This is a genomic window from Oxalicibacterium sp. (assembly GCF_035565035.1).
Classification (GTDB): domain Bacteria; phylum Pseudomonadota; class Gammaproteobacteria; order Burkholderiales; family Burkholderiaceae_D; genus Oxalicibacterium.
In genome coordinates, this window is the sequence record NZ_DATMTD010000122.1 from 1 (window position 1) to 20,346 (window position 20,346).

Below are 20,346 nucleotides of genomic sequence, written 5' to 3' on the forward strand. Positions count from 1 at the left end.
CTCATCTTGTCCATAACTCTATGGGCAGTAACGAATTCATGGGTAAGCGAAATAATTTCTGCCAAAGCTTTATTGCTAAATGAAGAATTAACGAAATATTTGATGCTCTTGCCGTTTGGATTAGCGTATTGGATTGTTAAAGAAGCTAAAGAATTGATTTTTTCCGAGAAGAACCATGCGGAGCAACTTGTCCATTGGCCAGAATATTGGAAGCTAAAAATTCACATTTATGTGTCCTTTTTATTTGGATTTATTTTTGTCTTGATTTCATTGTTACCTTGGTTGTCGGTATCTGGCCTGACTGAAGTGAAAAGTCTGTTGATATTTATTGGCGGTGTTGTAGGGATGCTTTGGGTTGCGGGAAGTATTTATTTTGCTCAAATATCTGTGAAAGAAATTTTGATGAGGTAATTATTTCCATGCATTCTCGTAAAGCACCTTATTGATGGCTTTTCTTTTATCCCACTCTTCAATCTCCAACATCGGCGCCGGATAAAACTCCTCCACATGCCCGATACACAGCACGGCAATCGGCTGGCTTCCCTCCGGCATTCCGCATAACTCCCTGATCCGCGCAGGATCGAACAGCGATACCCAGCCCATGCCGATGCCTTCCGCACGTGCGGCCAGCCAAATGTTCTGGATCGCGCAGGAAGCTGACGCCAGATCCATCTCCGGCATGGTGCGGCGGCCGAAAATATATTTTTCTCTTTTATCGGTGAGGCCGACGACCAGCACCTCGGCGCACGCCAGAATGCCTTCCACCTTCAGCTTCATGAATTCGTCCGAGCGTTCGCCTAATGCGTCGGCGGTGGCGATGCGTTCTTCATCGACGTGCGCGTGGATCGCCTTGCGCAATGCCGGATCGGTGATGCGCAGGAAGCGCCACGGCTGCATGTAGCCGACGCTGGGTGCCATGTGGGCGGCGTGGATAAGGCGTTCGAGCTGGCCGTCTTCGAGCGGATCGGGGCGGAAGTGGCGCATGTCGCGCCGTTCGCGGATGGCGCGATAGACAGCATCGATGTCGGATGCGGGGAAGGCGTGCGGGCTGGTGTGCGGATTCTTGGGCATAGTCATGTCGCCATTATCCGCCAACGTACGGGCAACGTCGGTGGCGGAATCGGCGTGATTTTATGGCGTGATTTTATGGCGTGACTCTATGGCGCACTTTTACAGTGTGATCTTGCGGCGCGATTCTTACGATGCGGCGGCGACGCGGTTTCTGCCGTTCTGTTTGGCCAGATAGAGTTGCTTGTCTACGGATTCGATGAAGTCGGTCAGTTTGTCGGTGTCGGTCGGGATGATGGTGCCGACGCCGAGGCTAATGGTGACGTTGGAGCAGATGCCGGATTTTTCATGTGCGAGCGCTTCGTCGCAGATCAGTGCGCGGCAGCGTTCGGCAATCTTGAGTGCGGCGGCCTGATCGGTTTCCGGCAGGACCAGCATGAATTCCTCGCCGCCGAAGCGGGCGAAGAAGTCGCGCGTCCTTCTGGTGGCGGAGCCGAGGATATTGGCGACGGTCTTCAGGCATTCGTCGCCCTGAAGGTGGCCGTAGTGATCGTTGTACTGCTTGAAGTAGTCGATATCGAGCATGACCAGCGACAGCGGCTGGTGATTACGTCGCGCGTTGCTCCATTCGACATCCATCACGGAGTCGAACATGCGGCGGTTGGCAACGCCGGTCAGGCCGTCCTTGAAGGACAGCGCTTCGAGTTCCTTCTGCATGTCGATCAGCTTGGCTTCGGTCTTCTTGCGGTCGCTGATGTCGAACATGAATCCGATCAGCGCATCGACTTCGCCATCTGCATTGCGCATGACGTGCACGACGTCGCGTATCCAGACATAGTTGCCGTCCTTGGTCAGTGCGCGGTAGTCGGCTTCGTGGTCGGTACCGGACCTGGATTGCGCCACGCAGAAGTTGACGACCCATTCGCGATCTTCCGGGTGCATGCGTTCGGCCCAGTCGTTGGCGCTGACCCAGCTCTCCGGCGTCCAGCCGAGCAATGCCTCGATCTGCGGCCCGATGTAGGCGAAGGTCATGCTCTTCCAGTCGATCTTCCAGGGAATGGCCTTGGTGGATTCGAGCAGGGTTTTGTAGACGGCGGTGTCGGTTGCCATCTGTGATGCGATATCGGCCATGTTCTGAATCGTGTTGGATGCGGCGGGCCGTCTTGCTGCGGCATGTACCTGTTGCTGTGCGAGTTTTGTCCAAATACGGTTCGGACTTTATCACGGCCTCGTACATGCACGCGAATATGCGGTCGCGGTGCCGCGTCGCTCTGCGTTCTGTTCCGCTGCTATGCGTCGGACAGGATGCAGAAACCGCTGACACCCAGATTCACGCCGAGCAGATCGGCGATGGCGTTCTGACCGAGCAGGATTTCGGTCGGAGCCGGTTCGCAGGCGAACGTATGCTCGATGACGTCCATGTTGAACAGGCACAGCAGGCTCTCTTCATCGCAACTGCGACGGAAGGCGAGCACGCCATGCGGTGATGGCAGCAGTTCGATGTCGCCTTGCATCAGTGCGGGATGTGCGCGACGGAAGGCGATGGCCTTGCGATAGAAATGCAGTACGGAGTTCGGATCGGCTTCCTGCTTCTCGACATTGATGGCGCGATGTTCGTCGCCGACCGGCAGCCAGGGTTCGACGCGACTGAAGCCGCCGTTCAGCTTGCCGTTCCACGGCATCGGCGTGCGGCAGCCGTCGCGGCCCTTGAATTTCGGCCAGAACGATTTGCCGAACGGGTCCTGCAGTCGTTCGAATGGCACATCGGCCTGCGGTAGTCCGAGTTCCTCCCCTTGATACAGGCAGATGTCGCCACGCATCGTTAACAGCAGCGCGAGCATTTCCTTCGCCGTCTGCGCGCGATCGCGACCGTTGGCCCAGCGCGTTGCGACACGCGGCTTGTCGTGATTGCTGAGTGCGTAGCAGGCACGGCCGGGGGCGACGATATTGTTTTCCAGTTCGGTGATGACGTCACGCACACGCTGTGCGCTGCTGTCCGGCTGCATCATCGCGAAACTGTAGGCGGAATGCAGGCGTCGGTTTTGCGTGTATTGCCCCATCAGCTTGATCGGATCGTAGCCGCCGACTTCGGCCAGGCTGTATGCGCCGTATTCGTCGAGCAGTTTGCGGATGCGTTCGAGGAAGGGCAGCATTTCCGGCTGGCCCTGATCGTACATGTGCACCTGGAATCCGTAAGGGTGCAACGCGGCGCTGACGTCGTCGCGCGGCGGATTGCTGCGCAACTGCCGATCCTGAAAAATGTGATTGCACGCGTCGAAGCGAAAGCCGGCCACGCCCATGTCGAGCCAGAAGCGCATTTCGGAAATGATCTGCGCCTGCACTTCCAGATTGTGCATGTTGAGATCGGGCTGGCTGGAGAAGAACGAGTGGTAATAGTACTGCCGCCGTTCCGCATCCCAGCGCCATGCCGGGCCGCCGAAAACGGAGACCCAGTTGTTCGGCGCGCTGCCGTCCGGCTGCGGCGATGCCCACAGATACCAGTTGGCCCGGCCGTTGAGTCCGGCGCGGCTGTCCTTGAACCACTGGTGCTGTTCCGATGTGTGCGAGATCACCATGTCGACGATGATACCGATGCCGGCCGCCTTCGATTTTGCCAGCAGGCTCTGGAAGTCCTCCATGGTGCCGAACAGCGGATCGACCGCGCGATAGTCGGCAACGTCGTAACCGAAATCGACCATCGGCGATTTGAAGAACGGGCTGATCCAGATCGCATCCACGCCCAGGCTCTTGATGTACGACAGTTTTTGTTCGATACCGGCAAGGTCGCCGATGCCGTCATTGTTGGAGTCGCCAAAGCTGCGTGGATAGACCTGATAAATAATCATGTACCGAGCCTCGTGAATATTTATGGGTTTGTTATTGACGGGGATGTGACATGCATGCGCCGCAGATGGTTCCGACAGGAAATCACATGCGGAAGTGACAACCGCGATTGTGCATCAACAACGGTTTGTGTGCAGGCGCGGCAATGTCGTTGCATTACGGAACGATGACGAGCAGGCGGCGCTCATAATGAATCGATCGCATAGTGTGCATCGATGCGAAGACTGGGTGGGGAAAAGGTAGAGAGGTGGGCGCAGCCTATGGGGCGACGCACGCGGGAACGGGATGCAGGAAAAGCATGCAGGAACTGCGCGCAGTCATGCATGACAATGCACGAGCGACTTCGAACAAGGTTTTTGCATGCACGATCTGCACACTGGTGCGGCACATGCAAAATGCCTGAAGCAGAAACGGCGTTCGCTTCAGGCGCATCAATAAAAAGGACAGGCGTACCTGTCCTTTTTACTGTCGTCGATTACTTGGCTTCTGGAGCGGCTGCTGGTGCTTCAGCTTTTGCTTTTGCCTTTTTCTTCGATGCTTTGTGCTTTTTAGCGTGTGCTTTTGGTGCTTTTGCTTCGGTTTTTGCAGCTGGAGCAGCTGGCGCAGCAGCAGGCTCTTGCGCAAAAGCGACGGAGGCAAACAGACCGGCAACCAGGGCAGCGATTAATTTGTTCATGTGAATGCTCTCTCTCAAATGTGATGTAAATGATGCGGACTATTTCAGTCCGTACTGGCTTTAACGCCGGGCAGAACAGCCGGTTGACGTCTTTTTCAAAAAACTTTTTGAAGGGTTTTATCGGGTGATGGCATGGGGCGGGCAGTAGACAGTCGGCTTTTCTGTCCTTATCCTGTGTCGTCTGCCGATAACGGCAGGCAAACACGGTTGGCCTGTCCTCGCGTCAACATCGTGTTAAATAACAGGCATCGAGCGCGATGCCGATAACGAGACAGATCACCCGGGACAGCGTGCATGCGCATACTTATAGTTGAAGACGATTCGGTGCTTTCCGCCGCGCTGACGCGTGCGCTCAGCCAGGCATCGTATTCCGTCGATTGCGTGGATAACGGCGAAGACGCATTGCGCGCGTTGAATACCGATACCTACGCGCTGGTATTGCTCGACATCGCCTTGCCCAAGCTCGATGGGTTGACCGTGTTGCGTCGTCTGCGCGAACGCAAGTCGCGCATTCCGGTACTGATGCTGACAGCGCGCGATACGCTGGACGATCGTGTGCTCGGTCTGGATCTGGGGGCCGACGATTACATGACCAAGCCGTTCGACCTGCCGGAATTCGAGGCGCGCGTGCGTGCGCTGATTCGCCGCGGCCAGTTCGACGCGGGCAAGAGCCTGACGCACGGCGGCCTGCGTTTCGATCTGGAAGCGCATCGCCTGTTCTACAACGATCAACCAGTTGAATTGTCGGTGCGCGAACTGGCAGTGCTGGAATTGCTGCTGTCGCGTCAGGGGCAGGTGGTAACGAAGGAACAGATGGTGGATCGCCTGTTCGGCTGGGGCGACGACGGTGGCAGCAATGCGATCGAGGTGTATGTACACCGCGTGCGCAAGAAGCTGGAACCGTTCAATATCAGTATCCGCACAGTACGCGGCATGGGGTATCTGCTGGAGAAGGCCGGTGAAGCCTGATGCCGTGAAAGCAAAAGGCAACCAGACACTACGCAGCCGGTTGATGCGGCTGGTGCTGATTCCGTTGTCGGTCATTCTGCTGATCGATATCGCGGGCAGTTATTTCGTCGTGCGTCATGTGGCCAACGGTGTGTATGACGTCGAACTGAACGAGATCGCGCGCGAACTGCTGCTGCACGTGACGCGCGAAGGCAACGATTTCGGTTTCAATCTTTCTGCAGAAGCGGAAAGGACCTTATTCCTCGACGAGGAAGACGATGTCTATTACGTGATACGCACGCAGACCGGTAATCTGCTCGCCGGCGATCCGACCTTGCCGGTGCCGAAGCAGTTGCGACCGGGCAAGGAAACCGCGTATTACGACGACGTATTCGAAGGCAAGCCGGTGCGTGTCGCCGTGCTGCGCGGTCAGCCGCTGATCCACCCGGCGGTGGAACCGGTCTACATTCAAGTGGCGGAAACACAGGTCAAGCGCGGGCGCTACATGCGTACGCTGCTGAGTCAGGTGATCCTGCCTCAGGTGTTGCTGATCCTGATCGCGGGTTTCCTGATCTGGCGCGGCGTGGCGCAGGGGCTGGCACCGTTGCGTCGTCTGCAGCATGAGGTCGGCATGCGTTCGCATCTGGACCTGAGCCCGATTCACACCAAGGATGTACCGGGTGAAGTCGAACCGCTGGTCGGAGCCGTCAACGATCTGATGACGCGTGTCGATGCAGTGCTGGGTCTCCAGGAACGATTCATTGCCGACACCGCGCATCAACTGCGCACGCCGGTTGCCGGGTTGAAGGCACATATCGAACTGGCATTGCGCGAGAATGATTTTTCTCAGGTTCAACGTGCGCTCGGTCATCTGTATACCAGTGCAGAACGGCTGTCGCGGCTGGTATCGCAACTGCTGTCGCTGGCGCGTAACGAGCCGCACAATGTCGTCGCGAATTTTCAGCCGTTCGACCTGAACCAGGTTGCCTTGCGTGCGACGCAGGATTGGGTGCCGCATGCGTACAAGAAGGATATCGACCTGGGTTTCGAAGGGGCGGACAAGCCGGTCCTGTTGAACGGCGAAGCGGTGCGCGTGACCGAGATGATCAACAACCTGGTCGACAACGCAATCCGTTACACGCCGTCCGGCGGTCGCGTAACCGTCAGGATCATGCAGAACGATGCGGCCCACCTGATCGTCAACGACGACGGTCCGCGCATTCCGGTCGAGGAACGCAAGCGCATCTTCGAACGTTTCCATCGCCTGCTCGGCACGCACGAAGAAGGCAGCGGTCTGGGCCTGGCGATCGTGCATGAAATTGCCACACTGCATAACGCCACCATCGTGCTGGAAGACGACGTCGACGGCGTTGGCAATACCTTTACGGTTTCGTTCCCGATCTCGCACGCCGACGATCAGTCCTGAGCTATCGTTGTTGCATCGTTGTACGTCGTTGTGCATCGTTGTTACGCAGCATTGCTGTATGCACGGCGCATAACGCGTTATGCTTTCATCGTGCACATGAACAGCGAAGGTGACGTGTGAGCAAGACCGACGAACAGCAAAAGGCGATTCTCAACAACATTCCGGATCAGGCATGGCTGAAGGATGCGGACTCGCGCTACATCCTCGTCAACGAGGCATTCGTTGCCGCCTGTCGTCTGCCGGAACAGCAGATACTGAACCGTACGCCGGTCGATGTCTGGCCGCAGGAATGGGGCCGCGAATACATCGACACCGATCGTCGCGTGATGGAGCAGGGCGTGCGCCTGCGTTACGAAGAGCGTCGTCACGCCGAGGACGGCACACTGCGCTGGTACGACACGATCAAGACGCCGGTTCGCAACGAACACGGGGACGTGATCGGCAGCACCGGCATCTCGCGCGACATCACCGACCGCAAACTGGCCGAACAGGAATTGCTGGAGTCGCGCAGCCAGCTGCGTGAATTGTCGGCCTATCTGCAATCGGTGCGCGAAGAAGAGCGCACCCGCATTTCACGCGAACTGCACGACGAACTCGGCCAGTCGCTGACGGCAATTCGCATCGGGCTCGGTGTGATGGAGACACAGTTGCAGCAGGATGGCTGCAGCGCCGATTCCGATTGCTCAAGGAATCTGCAGCAGTTGAAGCACATTGCCGATTCCACCGTCGAATCGGTGCAGCGCATCGCCGCCGATCTGCGACCGTTGATTCTGGATGAACTGGGACTGGCTTCCGCGCTCGACTGGTTGCTGGAATCATTTGGCGAACGCAGCAGGATTGCAGTCGAACTGATCCTGCCGCCGACGCTGCCGGTGTTCAGTCGCGACATCAGCACCGCGATTTTCCGCATCCTGCAGGAATCGCTGACAAACGTCAGCCGTCACAGCCGCGCGACGTCGGTCGTGGTGGAATTGCGGGAAGACGAGCGCGATGTATTGTTGAAGATCACCGACAACGGTTGCGGCATCGATGCCAACGATTCGCGCGAAAACAGTCTGGGATTGATCGGCATGCGCGAACGCGCCTTCATGCTGGGAGGAACATTGAAGATACAGAGCAGGAAAGGTTCGGGAACCAGCATCGACGTGCGGATTCCGAAATCTCCGGCAGGAGACCGTGCATGATCCGCATCCTGATTGCCGACGATCACACGATCATTCGCGACGGCCTGAAACAGATCATTTCCTTCGTTTCCAACATGGAAGTGGCAGGCGAGGCGGCCGACGGCGAAGAAGTGCTGCAAAAAGTCCGCGCGCTGCAATTCGATGTGCTGGTGCTGGACATGTCGATGCCGGGCAAGAGCGGTATCGCGCTGATCCAGCAGATCAATGCGATCAAGCCGGAGCTGCCGATCCTCGTGCTGAGCATGCATCAGGAAAGCCAGTACGCGGTGCAGGCGATGCGTGCCGGCGCATCCGGTTACATCACGAAGAACACGGCATCCAGCCAGTTGATCGAAGGCATACGCAAGGTGGCGGAAGGCGGAAACTTCGTGTCGCCCGGTATTTCCGAAAAGCTGATCAAGCAGTTGCACAAGCCGGATACCGACCTGCCGCATACGCAACTGACGCCGCGCGAATTCCAGATCTTCAACATGCTGGTCGAAGGACACTCGGTCAATGACATCGCCCGCATCCTGTCGCTCAGCAACAAAACCATCAGCACGCACAAGGCGGCCATCCTGCAAAAGATGGAAGCCTCGACCACCGCGAGCCTCGTCTATTACGCGATGAAGCACGGCCTGATCAACGAAGGCTACGACTGACCATTGTTTTCCTGCGGCAAGCATCGTTGCCGGGACAGTCGCCCATGCTGCAGCGCATCTAGGAAAATCCCTAGGGCCGAATCAGGCAATCCCGATTCTCGGTGGAACGATTGCGCCCTATGCTCATCTTCATCAAGGACGCCCCATGACAACAAGGAGGCGCCCGGTTTTGCAGCAATGCTTTTGAAGCAATGACATTCCTGGAGGAGACGCCGTGAAAATGGATCTGGTGCTACGCAACGTCCGTGTATGGGATGACAAGCCCTTGATGGACATCGCCATCAAGGATGGCAGAATCGCCGCCATCGAAGAAGGCATCGATGCTGCGGCGACGGAGGCGATCGATGCGGAAGGTCGCGCCGTCATTCCCGGCCTGGTCGAGCCGCACATGCATCTGGAAAAAGCCTTCCTGCATCGCCGCATGCCGCCCGTACTCGGCACGCTGGATGAAGCGATCCGCGTGACCGGTATCTTGAAGGGAAAACAGGAGCGCAACGATGTGCTGGCACGTTCCCGGCAGGTGCTGGACATGGCGGTAGCCAACGGTACGACCGCGTTGCGTGCGCATCCGGATGTGGACCTGATTCAGGGTTTGATCGGAGTCGAGACGCTGCTGGAACTGCAGGGCGAATACAAGGATCTGCTCGACATCCAGATCGTCGCGTTTCCGCAGGAAGGCTTGCTGAAATCGCCCGGCACGCTGGAGCTGATGGAACAGTCGATGAAGATGGGCGCAGACGTGGTCGGCGGTTGTCCGTACAACGAGCTGTCGTGGGAAGACACGATGCGCCACGTCGACATGGTGTTCGAAACGGCGCAGAAACACGATGCGCCGATCGACATGCATGCGGATTTTTCCGACGAGGCGAAGGACCAGCGTTTTGCTGCAACCACCTACATCGCGAAGAAGACGATCGAAACCGGTTATCACGGTCGTGTCTCCCTCGGTCATGTGACGAGCCTCGGTTCGCTGGAGCCGGAACAACTGGACCCGATCATCGCGCTGCTGAAGGAAGCCGACATCAGCATGGTGACGCTGCCGGCGACCGATCTGTATCTCGGTGGCCGCAACGACACGAAGAACCGTCGGCGCGGATTGACACCGGTGCGATCGCTGTACGAAGCCGGTGTCAACGTCGCCTATTCATCGAACAACATCCGCAATGCCTTCACGCCGTTCGGCAAGGCCGACATGCTGGTTATCGGCAACATGCTGGCGCACGCGATCTCGTTCGGTACACCGGTGCATCAGGCGGCGATTCTCGACATGGGCACGATCAATGCGGCACGCTCGATCGGCATCGGCGACAACTACGGCATCGCGGTCGGCAGGCAGGCGGATCTGGTCATTCTCGATACCTATCAGGTGGCCGATGCGCTGCTCGACATGCCGGCACGTTCATGGGTCATCAAGCGCGGCAGGATCACCGTCGTGACCGAACACAAATGCACGATCCATCGCAACGGTTGCTGCGGCCACGATCATGCACACGATCACGGTTCGCAACCGGAAAAACATAACAACGCATAACAGATAAATAAAACAGAGAAACCAGGAGACTCACATGAAAAAGCCACCACACGAAGTTGTTGCATCGCTGCTCGCCGTCACCACTGTCCTGATGGCGCAACTGCCCTGGCATCTGCCGGTCTGGGCGATCTTCATCAGCTGGGCCGGCACGTTCGCAATGGGTGGACCGACCGCGGAAAACCTGAAGCGCATCTGGCCGACGCTGCCGGTCGGATCGATCGCCGGCTTCCTTGTCGTTACCGGCTTCGGTATCGCCGCGCAGAATCTGTCCGGCACCGGCCTGCTGATCGCAGAGATGGTCATTCTGTTCTGCCTCAACGCCGGCATGATGCTGGTCGCACGCCTGCCAGGATTCAATTTCATTCCCGGCATGTTCTTCGGCTTCGCTTCGTTCTTCGCGACATTGTTCGGCGGCTTCGGCCCGGAACCGAAAGCACCGCTTGTCGCGCTGGGTATCGTCATCGTATTCAATGCGCTGGGCCCTGTGTATGCATGGATCACCGCCAACTTTTCGCACCGTCACGCGCCGCTGGAGAAAACCTTTCCGAACAGGGTGCATGGCGAGTGAGGTGTATTCCTCCGTGCGAATGTCGGTCGTAACAGGACAGGCGTTCGCAGGAACGGAATGCGCGGCAAGGAATGTTCCCCCCGTACTTCCCGACAACGACTGATGAAAAAGAAAATGCTGCCTGACATGACCAGAAGAGATTTCATTTCCACCTCAAGCGCGATGGTGCTTGGCACGATGGCCTCGCTATCGATGCCGCTGGAAGCGAAGCCGGACAACAAGTTGGCGACGTCGTCCAAGGGCATGGTCACCAGCCCGCACGAACTGGCGACAGGTGCCGGACTGGATGTGCTGAAGTCCGGCGGCAACGCGATTGAAGCCGCGATTGCGATCGCCGCCAGCCTGAATGTCACCTATCCGCATTTCACCGGATTCGGCGGCGATGCCTTCATGATCATCAGCGACCGCAACGGCAAGGTGCGTACGTTGTCGGGCATCGGTCAGGCGCCGCAGGTGCTGCCGCAATACAGCGGTGGCACGATTCCGACGCGCGGAGCGCAATCGATGCTGACCACGGCCGCCAACGTCGATACGCTGGGCAAGGCATTCGACATCAGTCGCAACGAACTCGGCGGCAAGAAGAGCTGGGCCGAGCTGCTGAAGCCGGCGATCGGTTTTGCGCGCGACGGTTTTCCGGTATCCGAGTCGGAGCGCTTCTGGATGGAATACCGCCTGAAGGATATGGCGTCCATGCCGGGCGTCGCGCAGAACTTCATGCTGGACGGCCGCGTGCCGGACATCGGCGAAATCTTCCGTCAGCCGCGACTGGCAGACACGCTGGAGACGCTGGCAATGCGCGGCTATCGTGACTTCTATGAAGGCAAACTGGCAGAGCGTATTGCAAAAGGATTGAAGGAAGCCGGCTCGCCATTGACGGCAAGCGATCTGGCAAAAACGCAGGCGCGCGTCGAGCCGCCGTTGCGCGTTGCCTATCGCGGCGGCGAATTGTTGGCGAACCAGCCGCCGACGCAAGGCATCACGACGCTGGAGATCATGGGCATCCTCGATCGCTTCGACATGAAGAAGATTGCCGAAGGCAGTGCCGACTACTATCACTTGCTGGTGGAAGCGATCAAGCGTGCCTTCATCGATCGCAATCGCTATGTGGCCGATCCGGAATTCGTCGACGTGCCTTCGGCTGAATTGTTGTCTGCCGCACATCTGGACAAACTCGCGGGCCAGATCGACATGCAGCGTGCATTGCCGTGGCCGCATGTCTTTAAGAACGGCGACACGGTGTACATCGGTGCCGTCGATGCGGAAGGCAATGCCGTGTCGATGCTGCAGACTGTGTACTTCGACTGGGGCAGCGGCATGATGACGGGCGACACCGGCATCCTGTGGCACAACCGCGGCGCATCGTTCAGCCTGAATCCGGCGCATCGCAATGTCCTGCAGCCGGGAAAGCGGCCGTTCCATACATTGAATCCCGGTATGTACCTGAAGAACGGCAAGCCGGCGCTGTTGTACGGCACGCAGGGCGCAGACGGCCAGCCGCAAACGTTGACGGCGATCCTGACGCGCATGATCGATTACGGCATGGATCCGCTGACGGCTTTGTCGAAACCGCGCTTCCTGCTCGGTAAAACCTTTTCCGACACGCGCGATTCATTGAAGCTGGAACAGGATGCCGGCGAACAGGTGTTCAGCGAACTGGCGCGTCGCGGCCACGAGATGAGTGCGATTCCTGCACAAAGTCCGCTGTCGGGCCAGCCGGGTGCGATCCGCATCGATGACGGCGTCTATCGCGGTGCACACGATCCGCGCAGCGACGGGCGGGCGCTCGGCGTCTAGCGTCGAACCTGGCAAGATTTTCGTTTTATTTTGATCATTGTTTTCGATACTTGCGGCCGCTCCCTGCGGCTGTAAGCATTTTGTAATGTTCATGAAAGCGGACTGTAATGTTCGCGAAAGAGTTTCGTAAGCGCCGATCCCTAAGATGACCGTACCAACTAAATCATCTTAGGAGACCGTCATGTTTGCTACTCTCAGCGATCCGACCCTGTGGGTTGCGCTGTTCCAGATCATCATCATCAATGTGCTGCTGTCCGGCGACAACGCGGTCATCATCGCGCTGGCCTGCCGTTCGCTGCCGCCGAAACAGCAACGCAATGCGTTCCTGATCGGTACCGTCGCCATCGTCGTCCTGATGACGGCACTGACTTCCGTCGCTTCCATCCTGTTGACCATTCCTTACGTTGAAATGGTCGGCGCCGTCCTGCTGCTGTGGATCGGCATCAAGCTGTTGCTGCCTGAAGAAGAAAACGGCGACGTCAACAGCAGCGACAACTTCTGGGCTGCGGTCAAGACCATCATCATCGCCGACATCGTCATGAGCCTGGACAACGTCCTCGGCATGGCAGGCGCAGCAAAAGGCCACATGGGCCTGCTGTTCGTCGGCATGGTCATCACCATTCCGCTGATCCTGTTCGGTAGCGCCATGCTGATGAAACTGATGGAACGCTTCCCGATCATCGTCACCATCGGTGCCGGTCTGCTGGGTTATGTCGCCGGTGAAATGGCTGTCGAAGATCCTGCACTCAAGGGCCACCTCGCCAATGCGCACTATCTGGAAATCGCCCTGCCTATCCTCGGCGCAGCCATCGTCGTCATCGTCGGCAAGATGTTGGCGGCACGACATGCTGCCGCAGCGGTACCGACCGAAGGTTGATTCGAACCGTTTCCTGACAGGGAGATTCTCATGATGCACGTTCTTGTTCCGATTCACGACATCAGCGATGTCGAATGCGCCGCGAAACATGTGATTGAACGTTATCGCGATCAGCGAGTCGTACTCTTCCTTGTGAATGTGCAGCTGCCGATTTCGCGCTTTGTCACGCGTTTCGTCAGCCGTCACCAGCTTGACGAGTTTCATCGCGAAAGCGGCATGCAGGTTCTGCAGCCGCTGATCGACAAGCTCGACGAAGCCGGTATTTCACATCAGGAGCGGATTCTGGTCGGTCACAAGGCGGAAACCATTGCCCAGTTCGCGCGTGAACATTACTGCGACCTGATCATGGTGCCGAAGCACCAGGGCGTGCTGGAAAGCCTGGGCCTCGGTTCGATCGGCAGCCAGTTGCGCCAGCTGATCGGTGCCGAAGGACGCTGCGAAGTGAGTGAAGTGTATTGACACTTTGTTTGAACATGCACCCGCGGGTGCGAACGATGTACCAATGATTCAGTCCTCAAGCTGAATTGTTTGTTTTTTGGCCCGGCTGATCCCGGGCCATTTTTTCGCCCGGAATCGATGTGTAAAAAAGAAAAAAGCCCGTATCCATGAAGGGGGAACAGGCTTCCCATTCCGCCCAAACCTATAGTGGAGAGTGGCAGACTGCAAATCAGCATAAGTCGGTTATATGACCGCATGATGACCGGAGCCGGCGATTATCAGCCATGCGACATGCGTTTTCTCACGGCAATCGCCGTGAATGACGTGCCGCAGTTCGCCGGTTCTCATCAGATACGTATCAGGCGCGAATCATTGCGACGCCAAGAATCAGGAATCCGGCGCCAGCCAGTTTAAGCAAGGTAATCGGTTGCTCAGGCAAGCCGAGCAAGCCGAAGTGATCCAGCGTCAACGACAGAATCATCTGGCCGACAACGATGAGTGAAATGGTGGTCGCTGCGCCCAGCTTCGGCACCATCAGAATCGTGATGGCGATGAATGTTGCGCCAAATATTCCTCCCATCCATGGCAACCAGTTCCCGTCTTTCGGGAAGGCCTCAGTGAGTTTCGGGCCAGGCGCGACCAGTGCGATCGCAAACGTAAACAGCAGTCCGACGAGATAGCTGACGAATGCCGCCCACCATGGTGAACCGATTTGTATGCGCAGATTGGCGTTGAGAACCTGCTGCAATGCCACACTGGCGCCGGCCGCTACGACCAACAGGTAAAAAAGATATGAGCTCATGCAGGTTCCTTGGATGAAGATGCCTCGCTGGCTGGTCGAGGATAGCGGACAGGATTCGAGGTGTAAATGACACGAAAACGGATCATGGTGCCTTAACAACCAGGATCCGGAAACCGTTGCGTCGTTGCGCAAATGACGACAGCATCTTATTGCACTTTCGCTGGGAGTTCTGGTCTCGCCCCTGCTTTCAGGATTATTGAAAATCTCGACTGCTGATCGACAGGTCACCGAGAAACTCCGAATGATCCACAATCCGCTTGGCAACCAGATGCCGGACTTCATCCTTGCATTGCCAGATGCCATACACCGTCATCAGTTGCGCATTCAGTATTTCCTTGCGCTGTTTTTCGATCAGATCCGGCCAGATAATGACGTTGGTGATGCCGGTCTCGTCTTCCAGCGTGACGAACATCGTTCCCTTTGCGGTAGGGGGACGTTGTCGCATCGTGACGATGCCGGTCGTTCGCGCAATCTTTCGATCGGCAAAGCCTTTCATTTCCAATGCGGTAGAGAGATTCATTTTCTTCAGACGCGGGCGCAGCAAGGCAAGCGGATGGCGATTCAGGGTCAGTCCGGTGCTGGCGTAGTCGGCAACAATCTCCTGTCCTTCACTGGCCCTCGGCAATGACAGCGGCGCTTCCCTGATTGGCGCATCCTGCAACAGGATTGGCGCAGGCATCATGGCAGCCACTTCCCACTTTGCCTGCCGTCGATGTCCAGTCAATGGCAGCAAAGCGTTGGCACGCGCCAGTGCACCCAGTGCGTGCTGATCGAGAGAGGCGCGTCGTGCGAGATCGTCGACGTCTGCAAAACATCGGCGCTGGCGTGCGTCGACAATGCGTTCGGCATCATCCACTGACAGTCCCTTGACCATCTGCAAACCGAGACGCACGGCGGGATAGAGTGCGTGGATATCTTCCATCGTCGATTCCACATCACTGATGGTGACGTCGATGGGGCGCACAAATACGCCTTTGCGTTTTGCGTCCTGCACCAGTTGCGAGGCCGAATAGAATCCCATCGGTTGCGAGTTGAGTAGTGCAGCGAGAAAGGCTGCCGGATGGTGGCACTTGATCCAGGCGGAGTTGTAGGCAAGCAGCGCAAAACCAGCGGCGTGCGATTCCGGAAAACCGTATTCGCCGAAGCCCTTGATCTGTTCGAAAAGGCGGTCGGCGAAGGCAGGGTCATACCCGTTTTTCGCCATGCCCGCTTTAAGTTTATCGCCATAACCTTCCAGATTTCCTTTGCGTCGCCACGCGGCCATCGAGCGCCGCAACTGATCGGCTTCGCCCGGCGTGAAACCTGCAGCGAGGACGGCGATCTGCATCACCTGCTCCTGAAAGATTGGCACACCGAAGGTACGTTCCAGCGCCGCCTTGATTTCCTCGCCGGGATAGACAATCTGATCTTTTGGCATGTGCCGTTGTTTCAGATATGGATGTACCATGCCACCCTGAATCGGGCCGGGGCGAACGATCGCGACCTGTACGACGAGATCGTAGTATTCGCGCGGCCGCAGTCGTGGCAGCATCGTCATCTGCGCGCGTGATTCGATCTGGAATACGCCGATGGTGTCGGCAGCGCAGATCATGTCGTAGGTATCGGTGTCTTTAGAAGGAATTTCCTGCATTTCGAAAGGGCGTCCCAATCGTGTGGAAATCATTTCCAGCGCGCGACGAATTGCCGACAGCATGCCCAGCGCCAGCACGTCGACTTTCAGTAATTTGAGTGCGTCCAGATCGTCCTTGTCCCATTCGATGACGCTGCGATCCTTCATCGACGCGTTTTCAATCGGTACCAGACGCGACAGCTTGTCACGCGAGATGACGAAGCCGCCAACATGTTGCGAAAGATGGCGCGGAAAGCCGATCAGCGTCATCGACAGTTCCACCAGCTTGCGCACGATGGAAGCTTGCGGATCGAAGCCGGTTTCGCGCAGACGTTCTTCGCTGATGCTCTTGCCGTCCCACCATTTGTGGGATTGCGACAACCGGTTGACCTGATCGAAATCGAGTCCGAGCGCCTTGCCGACATCCTTCATTGCCGAGCGCGGACGATAGGTGATCAGCGAGGCGGCGATCGCTGCACGGTCACGACCATATTTTTCATAGATGTACTGCACGACTTCTTCGCGTCGTTGATGTTCAAAGTCGACGTCGATGTCCGGTGGTTCGTTGCGTTCACGCGAAATGAAACGTTCGAATAATGTGCTGCCGCGTTCCGGATCGACTTCGGTGATGCCGAGGCAGTAACAGACGGCGGAATTGGCAGCCGAGCCGCGACCCTGACACAGGATGCCTTTGCTGCGTGCGAACTTCACAATGTCATAGACGGTCAGGAAGAACGGTTCGTACTTCAACTCGGCGATCAGCGTCAGTTCATGTTCGATCTGTTGCCGAATATGTTCTTTCAGACCTTTCTTGAAACGATGTTGTATTGCCCCTTCATACGTCAGCCTGCGCAAATAGCCGGACAGCGTTTCGCCGGGAGGAACGATTTCTTCCGGATACTGATACGACAATTCGTCGAGTGAAAATGTGCAGGCCTCCGCAATACGGATCGTTTCCTGAAGCAGTGCCGGCGCATAGAGTTGGGCAAGCCGCAGGCGCGAACGCAGATGCTGTTCGGCATTCGGCTGCAGCGCCATGCCGCATTCTGCGATCGGTTTGCCGATACGCACGGATGTCAGCGTGTCCTGCAAGGGTTTGCGCGAACGCACATGCATCAGCACATCGCCGGATGCGACCAATGGCAACTTGATCTCGCGTGCAATGTCGGTCAATTGCGTCAACCAGTATTCGTCGTCGCACCAGTGCAGCAATTCCACGGCGATCCATGCGCGTTGCGGGAAGAGGCGGGCCAGCCACGCAGCTTGTTCGGCGATCTCTTCACGCGAATGCCAACGCTGTGGAATCAGCAGGGCCAGACAATCCGGCAAACCGATCAGATGACGTTGGCTCGTAGCTGCCTGCATATCGAGGTCGTCACGATGCAGCGCATAAAAGCCTTTGTCGGCGCGCCGTCGACCCAAGGTGATCAGTTCGGACAGGTTGCCGTAACCATTGAGATTCGTTGCGAGGAAGACCAGCTTCATGCCGCATTCCAGCGTCATCTCGCTGCCGATGATCAGGCGCAAGCCGCACTCCTTTGCCTCGACGTGCGCGCGTACGACACCTGCCAGCGAACATTCATCGGTGATGGCCAGGCTTTCATAGCCCAGATCAGAGGCGCGTTGAATCAGCTCTTCCGGATGCGAGGCACCGTGCAGGAAAGTGAAATTGGAGCGGCAATGCAGCTCGGCATAAGCGGGAAGGAAGGAAGACATAAGGCATCGCTTCCGATTCAACCGAAGAAACCATGCAGGAACCAGCCGGAGCCGGCTGCTTCGTCCACCGTTCGCAGACGGAATACCCAGAGCAACTGATGCTGGTCGTTCTGGGCGATGAAATAATCGCGCGCTGCCAACGCATCGTCCCACCAGCCGGATTCGATACGCTCGGCTCCGGTCAACAAGGTGAGCGGTCCTTGATAGAACGGTTTGTGCTGCCGTGTGATCAGCGCCAGCGGCTGTTGCAGCAGCCATGCCGGACGTGTCGATGCGCTGTGCGGCACAGCTTCTTCCTTGTTGCGGCGCTTGTCATGCCGATTGGTCAAGGCAGGCATCGCCACGCTTCTTTCCGGCCGGTGATCGGCGACCATCGACAACTGACGCACTGCATCGGGTCCCAAGCGGCTTTGCAGGCGTTCGACCAGGCGGCCGGTGCTTTCGGCATCGGATGCCGGCGTCGGAAACAATTCCGTATTCGGTGCAGCCTGCATGACGATCTGGTCTGCTTTCAGCGTGAGTTCGATCACCGGCGCAACGAGTTCGAGTTGCGTCAGTCGTTCGCGCAGCAGCAAGGTCAGGTGATCGATATCGCGACTGGGCATGCCAAGCACAATCGTCATTGGCGAACTGCGATGATCGTGATGCCGCGTCGATTCGTGATGCAGCAACAGGGTAATGCTGATGACTGCCGCATGACGCGCAGTGAGCCAGCCGGTCAGTTGCAACAACAGCCGACGCGCAGCGAACAGCAAGGCTTCCGTACCTTCCACGCGTGATGGCAGTTCGAGCTTCGCATCGAAGTTTGCTGGTGCTTCGAACCATTGATGCGCTTCTGCTTCCTCACCATAGGCACGATCGAGTTCGCGCAACAACTCCTTGCCGAAACGACGCGTCAGGCCTGTCCTCGGCAATCGCCGCAACTGGCCGACCGTTTGGCAACCGATTCCCTGCAGCGTATCCAGATGCGGTTGTACGGCATGCAGTACATGCAACGGCAAAGGATCGAGTGCTTGTCGGAAATCGTTTTCAAAGATCGCGCTCACATCGTCGCATTGCGCACGCCACCATGCGCCGGTGGCCGTCGATGTGCCGGCCAGTCGCGCATGCAGTCCCAGTTCCGTCAGGCCGGACAGCAACTGCGATGCAATCGATTGCGCGCCATGGAACAAGCGCAAGCTGGCGGCGACTTCCATCAGCAGTCCGGCGGGGCGCAACACGACATGCGGCGTGAATCGCAATGCCCATAGCGCCGCTTCCTGCAGAGCTTGCGATTCCTGCCGCTCATCTCTCGGAAACGATTGCAGGTTGCCGGCCAGCGCGTGTGCATTGGCTTCCGACATGCCTGGCTGAATGCCTGCCTCTTCGGCATGGTGATTGCACCAGCCGATGTGCCTGTTCTCGCAGATCGCAATCGGCATCTCGACGAACGGATCCGGTTCGCCGGATGCCGATCTAAATCGTGAGCGCAGTACGACGTCGAGCGGCAGTTGCGGCAAGTGAATGGCGATCCACAGCATGAGAAGAAAAATTGAAAGTGGGAACAGCGGCTGCGCGTGCAGCGAAAGGCTTGATCAGGTTCAACGGAACCGGCAACGGCAAGACGATCGGTTCGGCATGCGCGGGACCGCGACGTTTGAAGACTTCGACAGAAATTTTTCCGTCTGCTGCCGCCTGGCAAGTCAGACGCAGGGGCGACGGTGACGACTGATCGCGTGCGGACAAGGGACGAAAGGCAAAGACCAGTCCTTCTCCACCGGCAGCCGCCAGTTGCAAACGACGCAAGTGTTCCGTTTTTACCAGCGGCAGCCAGCACAGCACGGCACCAAAACTGGTGCTTTTCAATGCCTGTTCCACGGCCCATACGCGGTCTGCGGGTTTGTCGACATTGACCAGAACGACATGCTTCAAGTCGATGCCCAGTTGCTTCAATGCCGGTGCAAATGGAATGTGCGGAGGCGCCAGCAGGATCACGGTCTTGCCATTCTGTGTCAGCGGTCCAAGCGTCGGTGCCAGCAGGCGCAACTCGCCAATGCCGTGCTGCGCAAGCAGGAGCTCGATCAATACCGATGGCGGCCAGCCACCGCCGGGTAATTCCTTGTCCAGATCGGAATGGCCGGTTGCAACAGGTGTGGAGCGGTGCGATCCCAACTGGTCGCCACGCCAGACTGCGTCCGGCAAAGACAACGTGGTGGGAGCCAGGATGGAGACAAAGGGGGCTGGCGCTACTGCAGCCATAAAACCTCCAGGAAACGTAATATGGCTCATCAATATACTGTATATA

The 20,346-nt window shown here is 57.6% G+C and carries 18 protein-coding genes; 10 read left to right on the plus strand and 8 right to left on the minus strand.

What is annotated here, in order from left to right; translation table 11 throughout:
- The coding region (locus tag VN114_RS13095) for a hypothetical protein (RefSeq protein WP_325515559.1) at positions 1–411 on the plus strand (411 nt) is incomplete at its 5' end.
- Here the strand turns inward: VN114_RS13095 and bluB are convergent.
- The 4 genes from bluB to VN114_RS13115 form a co-directional block, all read right to left on the minus strand.
- The gene (bluB, locus tag VN114_RS13100; RefSeq protein WP_325515561.1) at positions 412–1,071 is read right to left on the minus strand and encodes a 5,6-dimethylbenzimidazole synthase; all 660 of its coding nucleotides are present in this window, start codon (positions 1,069–1,071) and stop codon (positions 412–414) included. It lies immediately after the preceding gene.
- A gap of 126 nt (positions 1,072–1,197) precedes the next feature.
- On the minus strand, positions 1,198–2,139 hold the full coding sequence (locus VN114_RS13105; protein WP_325515563.1) for a sensor domain-containing diguanylate cyclase: 942 nt from the start codon (positions 2,137–2,139) through the stop codon (positions 1,198–1,200).
- Positions 2,140–2,297: 158 nt separating this feature from the next.
- On the minus strand, positions 2,298–3,854 hold the full coding sequence (locus tag VN114_RS13110) for an alpha-glucosidase (protein WP_325515565.1): 1,557 nt from the start codon (positions 3,852–3,854) through the stop codon (positions 2,298–2,300).
- A gap of 473 nt (positions 3,855–4,327) precedes the next feature.
- Positions 4,328–4,528 carry a hypothetical protein gene (locus VN114_RS13115; RefSeq protein ID WP_325515567.1) on the minus strand — a complete coding sequence of 67 codons (201 nt, stop codon included), beginning with the start codon at positions 4,526–4,528 and terminating at the stop codon, positions 4,328–4,330.
- 294 nt (positions 4,529–4,822) lie between these two features.
- Between VN114_RS13115 and VN114_RS13120 the strand changes: the two genes are divergently transcribed.
- The 9 genes from VN114_RS13120 to VN114_RS13160 all read left to right on the plus strand — a co-directional run bounded on the left by VN114_RS13120 (position 4,823) and on the right by VN114_RS13160 (position 13,956).
- Entirely contained in the window at positions 4,823–5,497 is a 675-nt protein-coding gene (locus tag VN114_RS13120) for a response regulator transcription factor (protein ID WP_325515569.1), read from the plus strand.
- On the plus strand, positions 5,487–6,902 hold the full coding sequence (locus VN114_RS13125) for a sensor histidine kinase (protein ID WP_325515571.1): 1,416 nt from the start codon (positions 5,487–5,489) through the stop codon (positions 6,900–6,902). Before VN114_RS13120 ends, VN114_RS13125 begins: the two co-directional genes overlap by 11 nt.
- A 116-nt stretch (positions 6,903–7,018) precedes the next feature.
- Positions 7,019–8,086: a PAS domain-containing sensor histidine kinase gene (locus VN114_RS13130; protein WP_325515573.1), complete on the plus strand. Its 1,068-nt coding sequence runs from the start codon at positions 7,019–7,021 to the stop codon at positions 8,084–8,086.
- On the plus strand, positions 8,083–8,727 hold the full coding sequence (locus VN114_RS13135; protein WP_325515575.1) for a response regulator transcription factor: 645 nt from the start codon (positions 8,083–8,085) through the stop codon (positions 8,725–8,727). Before VN114_RS13130 ends, VN114_RS13135 begins: the two co-directional genes overlap by 4 nt.
- 220 nt (positions 8,728–8,947) lie before the next feature.
- Complete coding sequence (locus VN114_RS13140) at positions 8,948–10,258, plus strand: amidohydrolase family protein (protein ID WP_325515683.1); 1,311 nt, start codon at positions 8,948–8,950, stop codon at positions 10,256–10,258.
- A 34-nt stretch (positions 10,259–10,292) separates the two neighbouring features.
- Positions 10,293–10,826, plus strand: a complete 534-nt coding sequence (locus VN114_RS13145) for a DUF1097 domain-containing protein (protein WP_325515576.1) — start codon at positions 10,293–10,295, stop codon at positions 10,824–10,826.
- A 102-nt stretch (positions 10,827–10,928) separates the two neighbouring features.
- The gene (ggt, locus tag VN114_RS13150; RefSeq protein ID WP_325515578.1) at positions 10,929–12,620 is read left to right on the plus strand and encodes a gamma-glutamyltransferase; all 1,692 of its coding nucleotides are present in this window, start codon (positions 10,929–10,931) and stop codon (positions 12,618–12,620) included.
- Positions 12,621–12,801: 181 nt separating this feature from the next.
- Positions 12,802–13,497, plus strand: coding sequence for a TerC family protein (locus VN114_RS13155; protein WP_325515580.1), 696 nt, complete (start codon positions 12,802–12,804; stop codon positions 13,495–13,497).
- Between the two features lie 30 nt (positions 13,498–13,527).
- Positions 13,528–13,956, plus strand: coding sequence for a universal stress protein (locus tag VN114_RS13160; RefSeq protein ID WP_325515582.1), 429 nt, complete (start codon positions 13,528–13,530; stop codon positions 13,954–13,956).
- A 337-nt stretch (positions 13,957–14,293) separates the two neighbouring features.
- Here VN114_RS13160 and VN114_RS13165 read toward each other — a convergent pair whose 3' ends face one another.
- The 4 genes from VN114_RS13165 to imuA all read right to left on the minus strand — a co-directional run bounded on the left by VN114_RS13165 (position 14,294) and on the right by imuA (position 20,300).
- Entirely contained in the window at positions 14,294–14,737 is a 444-nt protein-coding gene (locus VN114_RS13165) for a DMT family transporter (RefSeq protein ID WP_325515584.1), read from the minus strand.
- A 193-nt stretch (positions 14,738–14,930) separates the two neighbouring features.
- Positions 14,931–18,062, minus strand: coding sequence for an error-prone DNA polymerase (locus VN114_RS13170; protein WP_325515586.1), 3,132 nt, complete (start codon positions 18,060–18,062; stop codon positions 14,931–14,933).
- Positions 18,063–18,079: 17 nt separating this feature from the next.
- Complete coding sequence (locus VN114_RS13175; protein ID WP_325515588.1) at positions 18,080–19,582, minus strand: DNA polymerase Y family protein; 1,503 nt, start codon at positions 19,580–19,582, stop codon at positions 18,080–18,082.
- Positions 19,518–20,300 (minus strand): translesion DNA synthesis-associated protein ImuA, encoded by a 783-nt coding sequence (imuA, locus tag VN114_RS13180; protein ID WP_325515590.1) that lies wholly within the window; start codon positions 20,298–20,300, stop codon positions 19,518–19,520. Before imuA ends, VN114_RS13175 begins: the two co-directional genes overlap by 65 nt.
- Positions 20,301–20,346 lie beyond the last annotated feature (46 nt).

Bases quoted from the DNA above. Each gene is read 5' to 3' on its own strand.
- VN114_RS13115 (WP_325515567.1), bottom strand. From the start codon at position 4,528: ATGAACAAATTAATCGCTGCCCTGGTTGCCGGTCTGTTTGCCTCCGTC.
- VN114_RS13175 (WP_325515588.1), bottom strand. From the start codon at position 19,582: ATGCTGTGGATCGCCATTCACTTGCCGCAACTGCCGCTCGACGTCGTA.
- VN114_RS13170 (WP_325515586.1), bottom strand. From the start codon at position 18,062: ATGTCTTCCTTCCTTCCCGCTTATGCCGAGCTGCATTGCCGCTCCAAT.
- VN114_RS13110 (WP_325515565.1), bottom strand. From the start codon at position 3,854: ATGATTATTTATCAGGTCTATCCACGCAGCTTTGGCGACTCCAACAAT.
- VN114_RS13160 (WP_325515582.1), top strand. From the start codon at position 13,528: ATGATGCACGTTCTTGTTCCGATTCACGACATCAGCGATGTCGAATGC.
- VN114_RS13140 (WP_325515683.1), top strand. From the start codon at position 8,948: ATGGATCTGGTGCTACGCAACGTCCGTGTATGGGATGACAAGCCCTTG.
- imuA (WP_325515590.1), bottom strand. From the start codon at position 20,300: ATGGCTGCAGTAGCGCCAGCCCCCTTTGTCTCCATCCTGGCTCCCACC.
- VN114_RS13165 (WP_325515584.1), bottom strand. From the start codon at position 14,737: ATGAGCTCATATCTTTTTTACCTGTTGGTCGTAGCGGCCGGCGCCAGT.
- VN114_RS13155 (WP_325515580.1), top strand. From the start codon at position 12,802: ATGTTTGCTACTCTCAGCGATCCGACCCTGTGGGTTGCGCTGTTCCAG.
- VN114_RS13135 (WP_325515575.1), top strand. From the start codon at position 8,083: ATGATCCGCATCCTGATTGCCGACGATCACACGATCATTCGCGACGGC.
- VN114_RS13145 (WP_325515576.1), top strand. From the start codon at position 10,293: ATGAAAAAGCCACCACACGAAGTTGTTGCATCGCTGCTCGCCGTCACC.
- ggt (WP_325515578.1), top strand. From the start codon at position 10,929: ATGAAAAAGAAAATGCTGCCTGACATGACCAGAAGAGATTTCATTTCC.
- VN114_RS13120 (WP_325515569.1), top strand. From the start codon at position 4,823: ATGCGCATACTTATAGTTGAAGACGATTCGGTGCTTTCCGCCGCGCTG.
- VN114_RS13105 (WP_325515563.1), bottom strand. From the start codon at position 2,139: ATGGCCGATATCGCATCACAGATGGCAACCGACACCGCCGTCTACAAA.
- bluB (WP_325515561.1), bottom strand. From the start codon at position 1,071: ATGCCCAAGAATCCGCACACCAGCCCGCACGCCTTCCCCGCATCCGAC.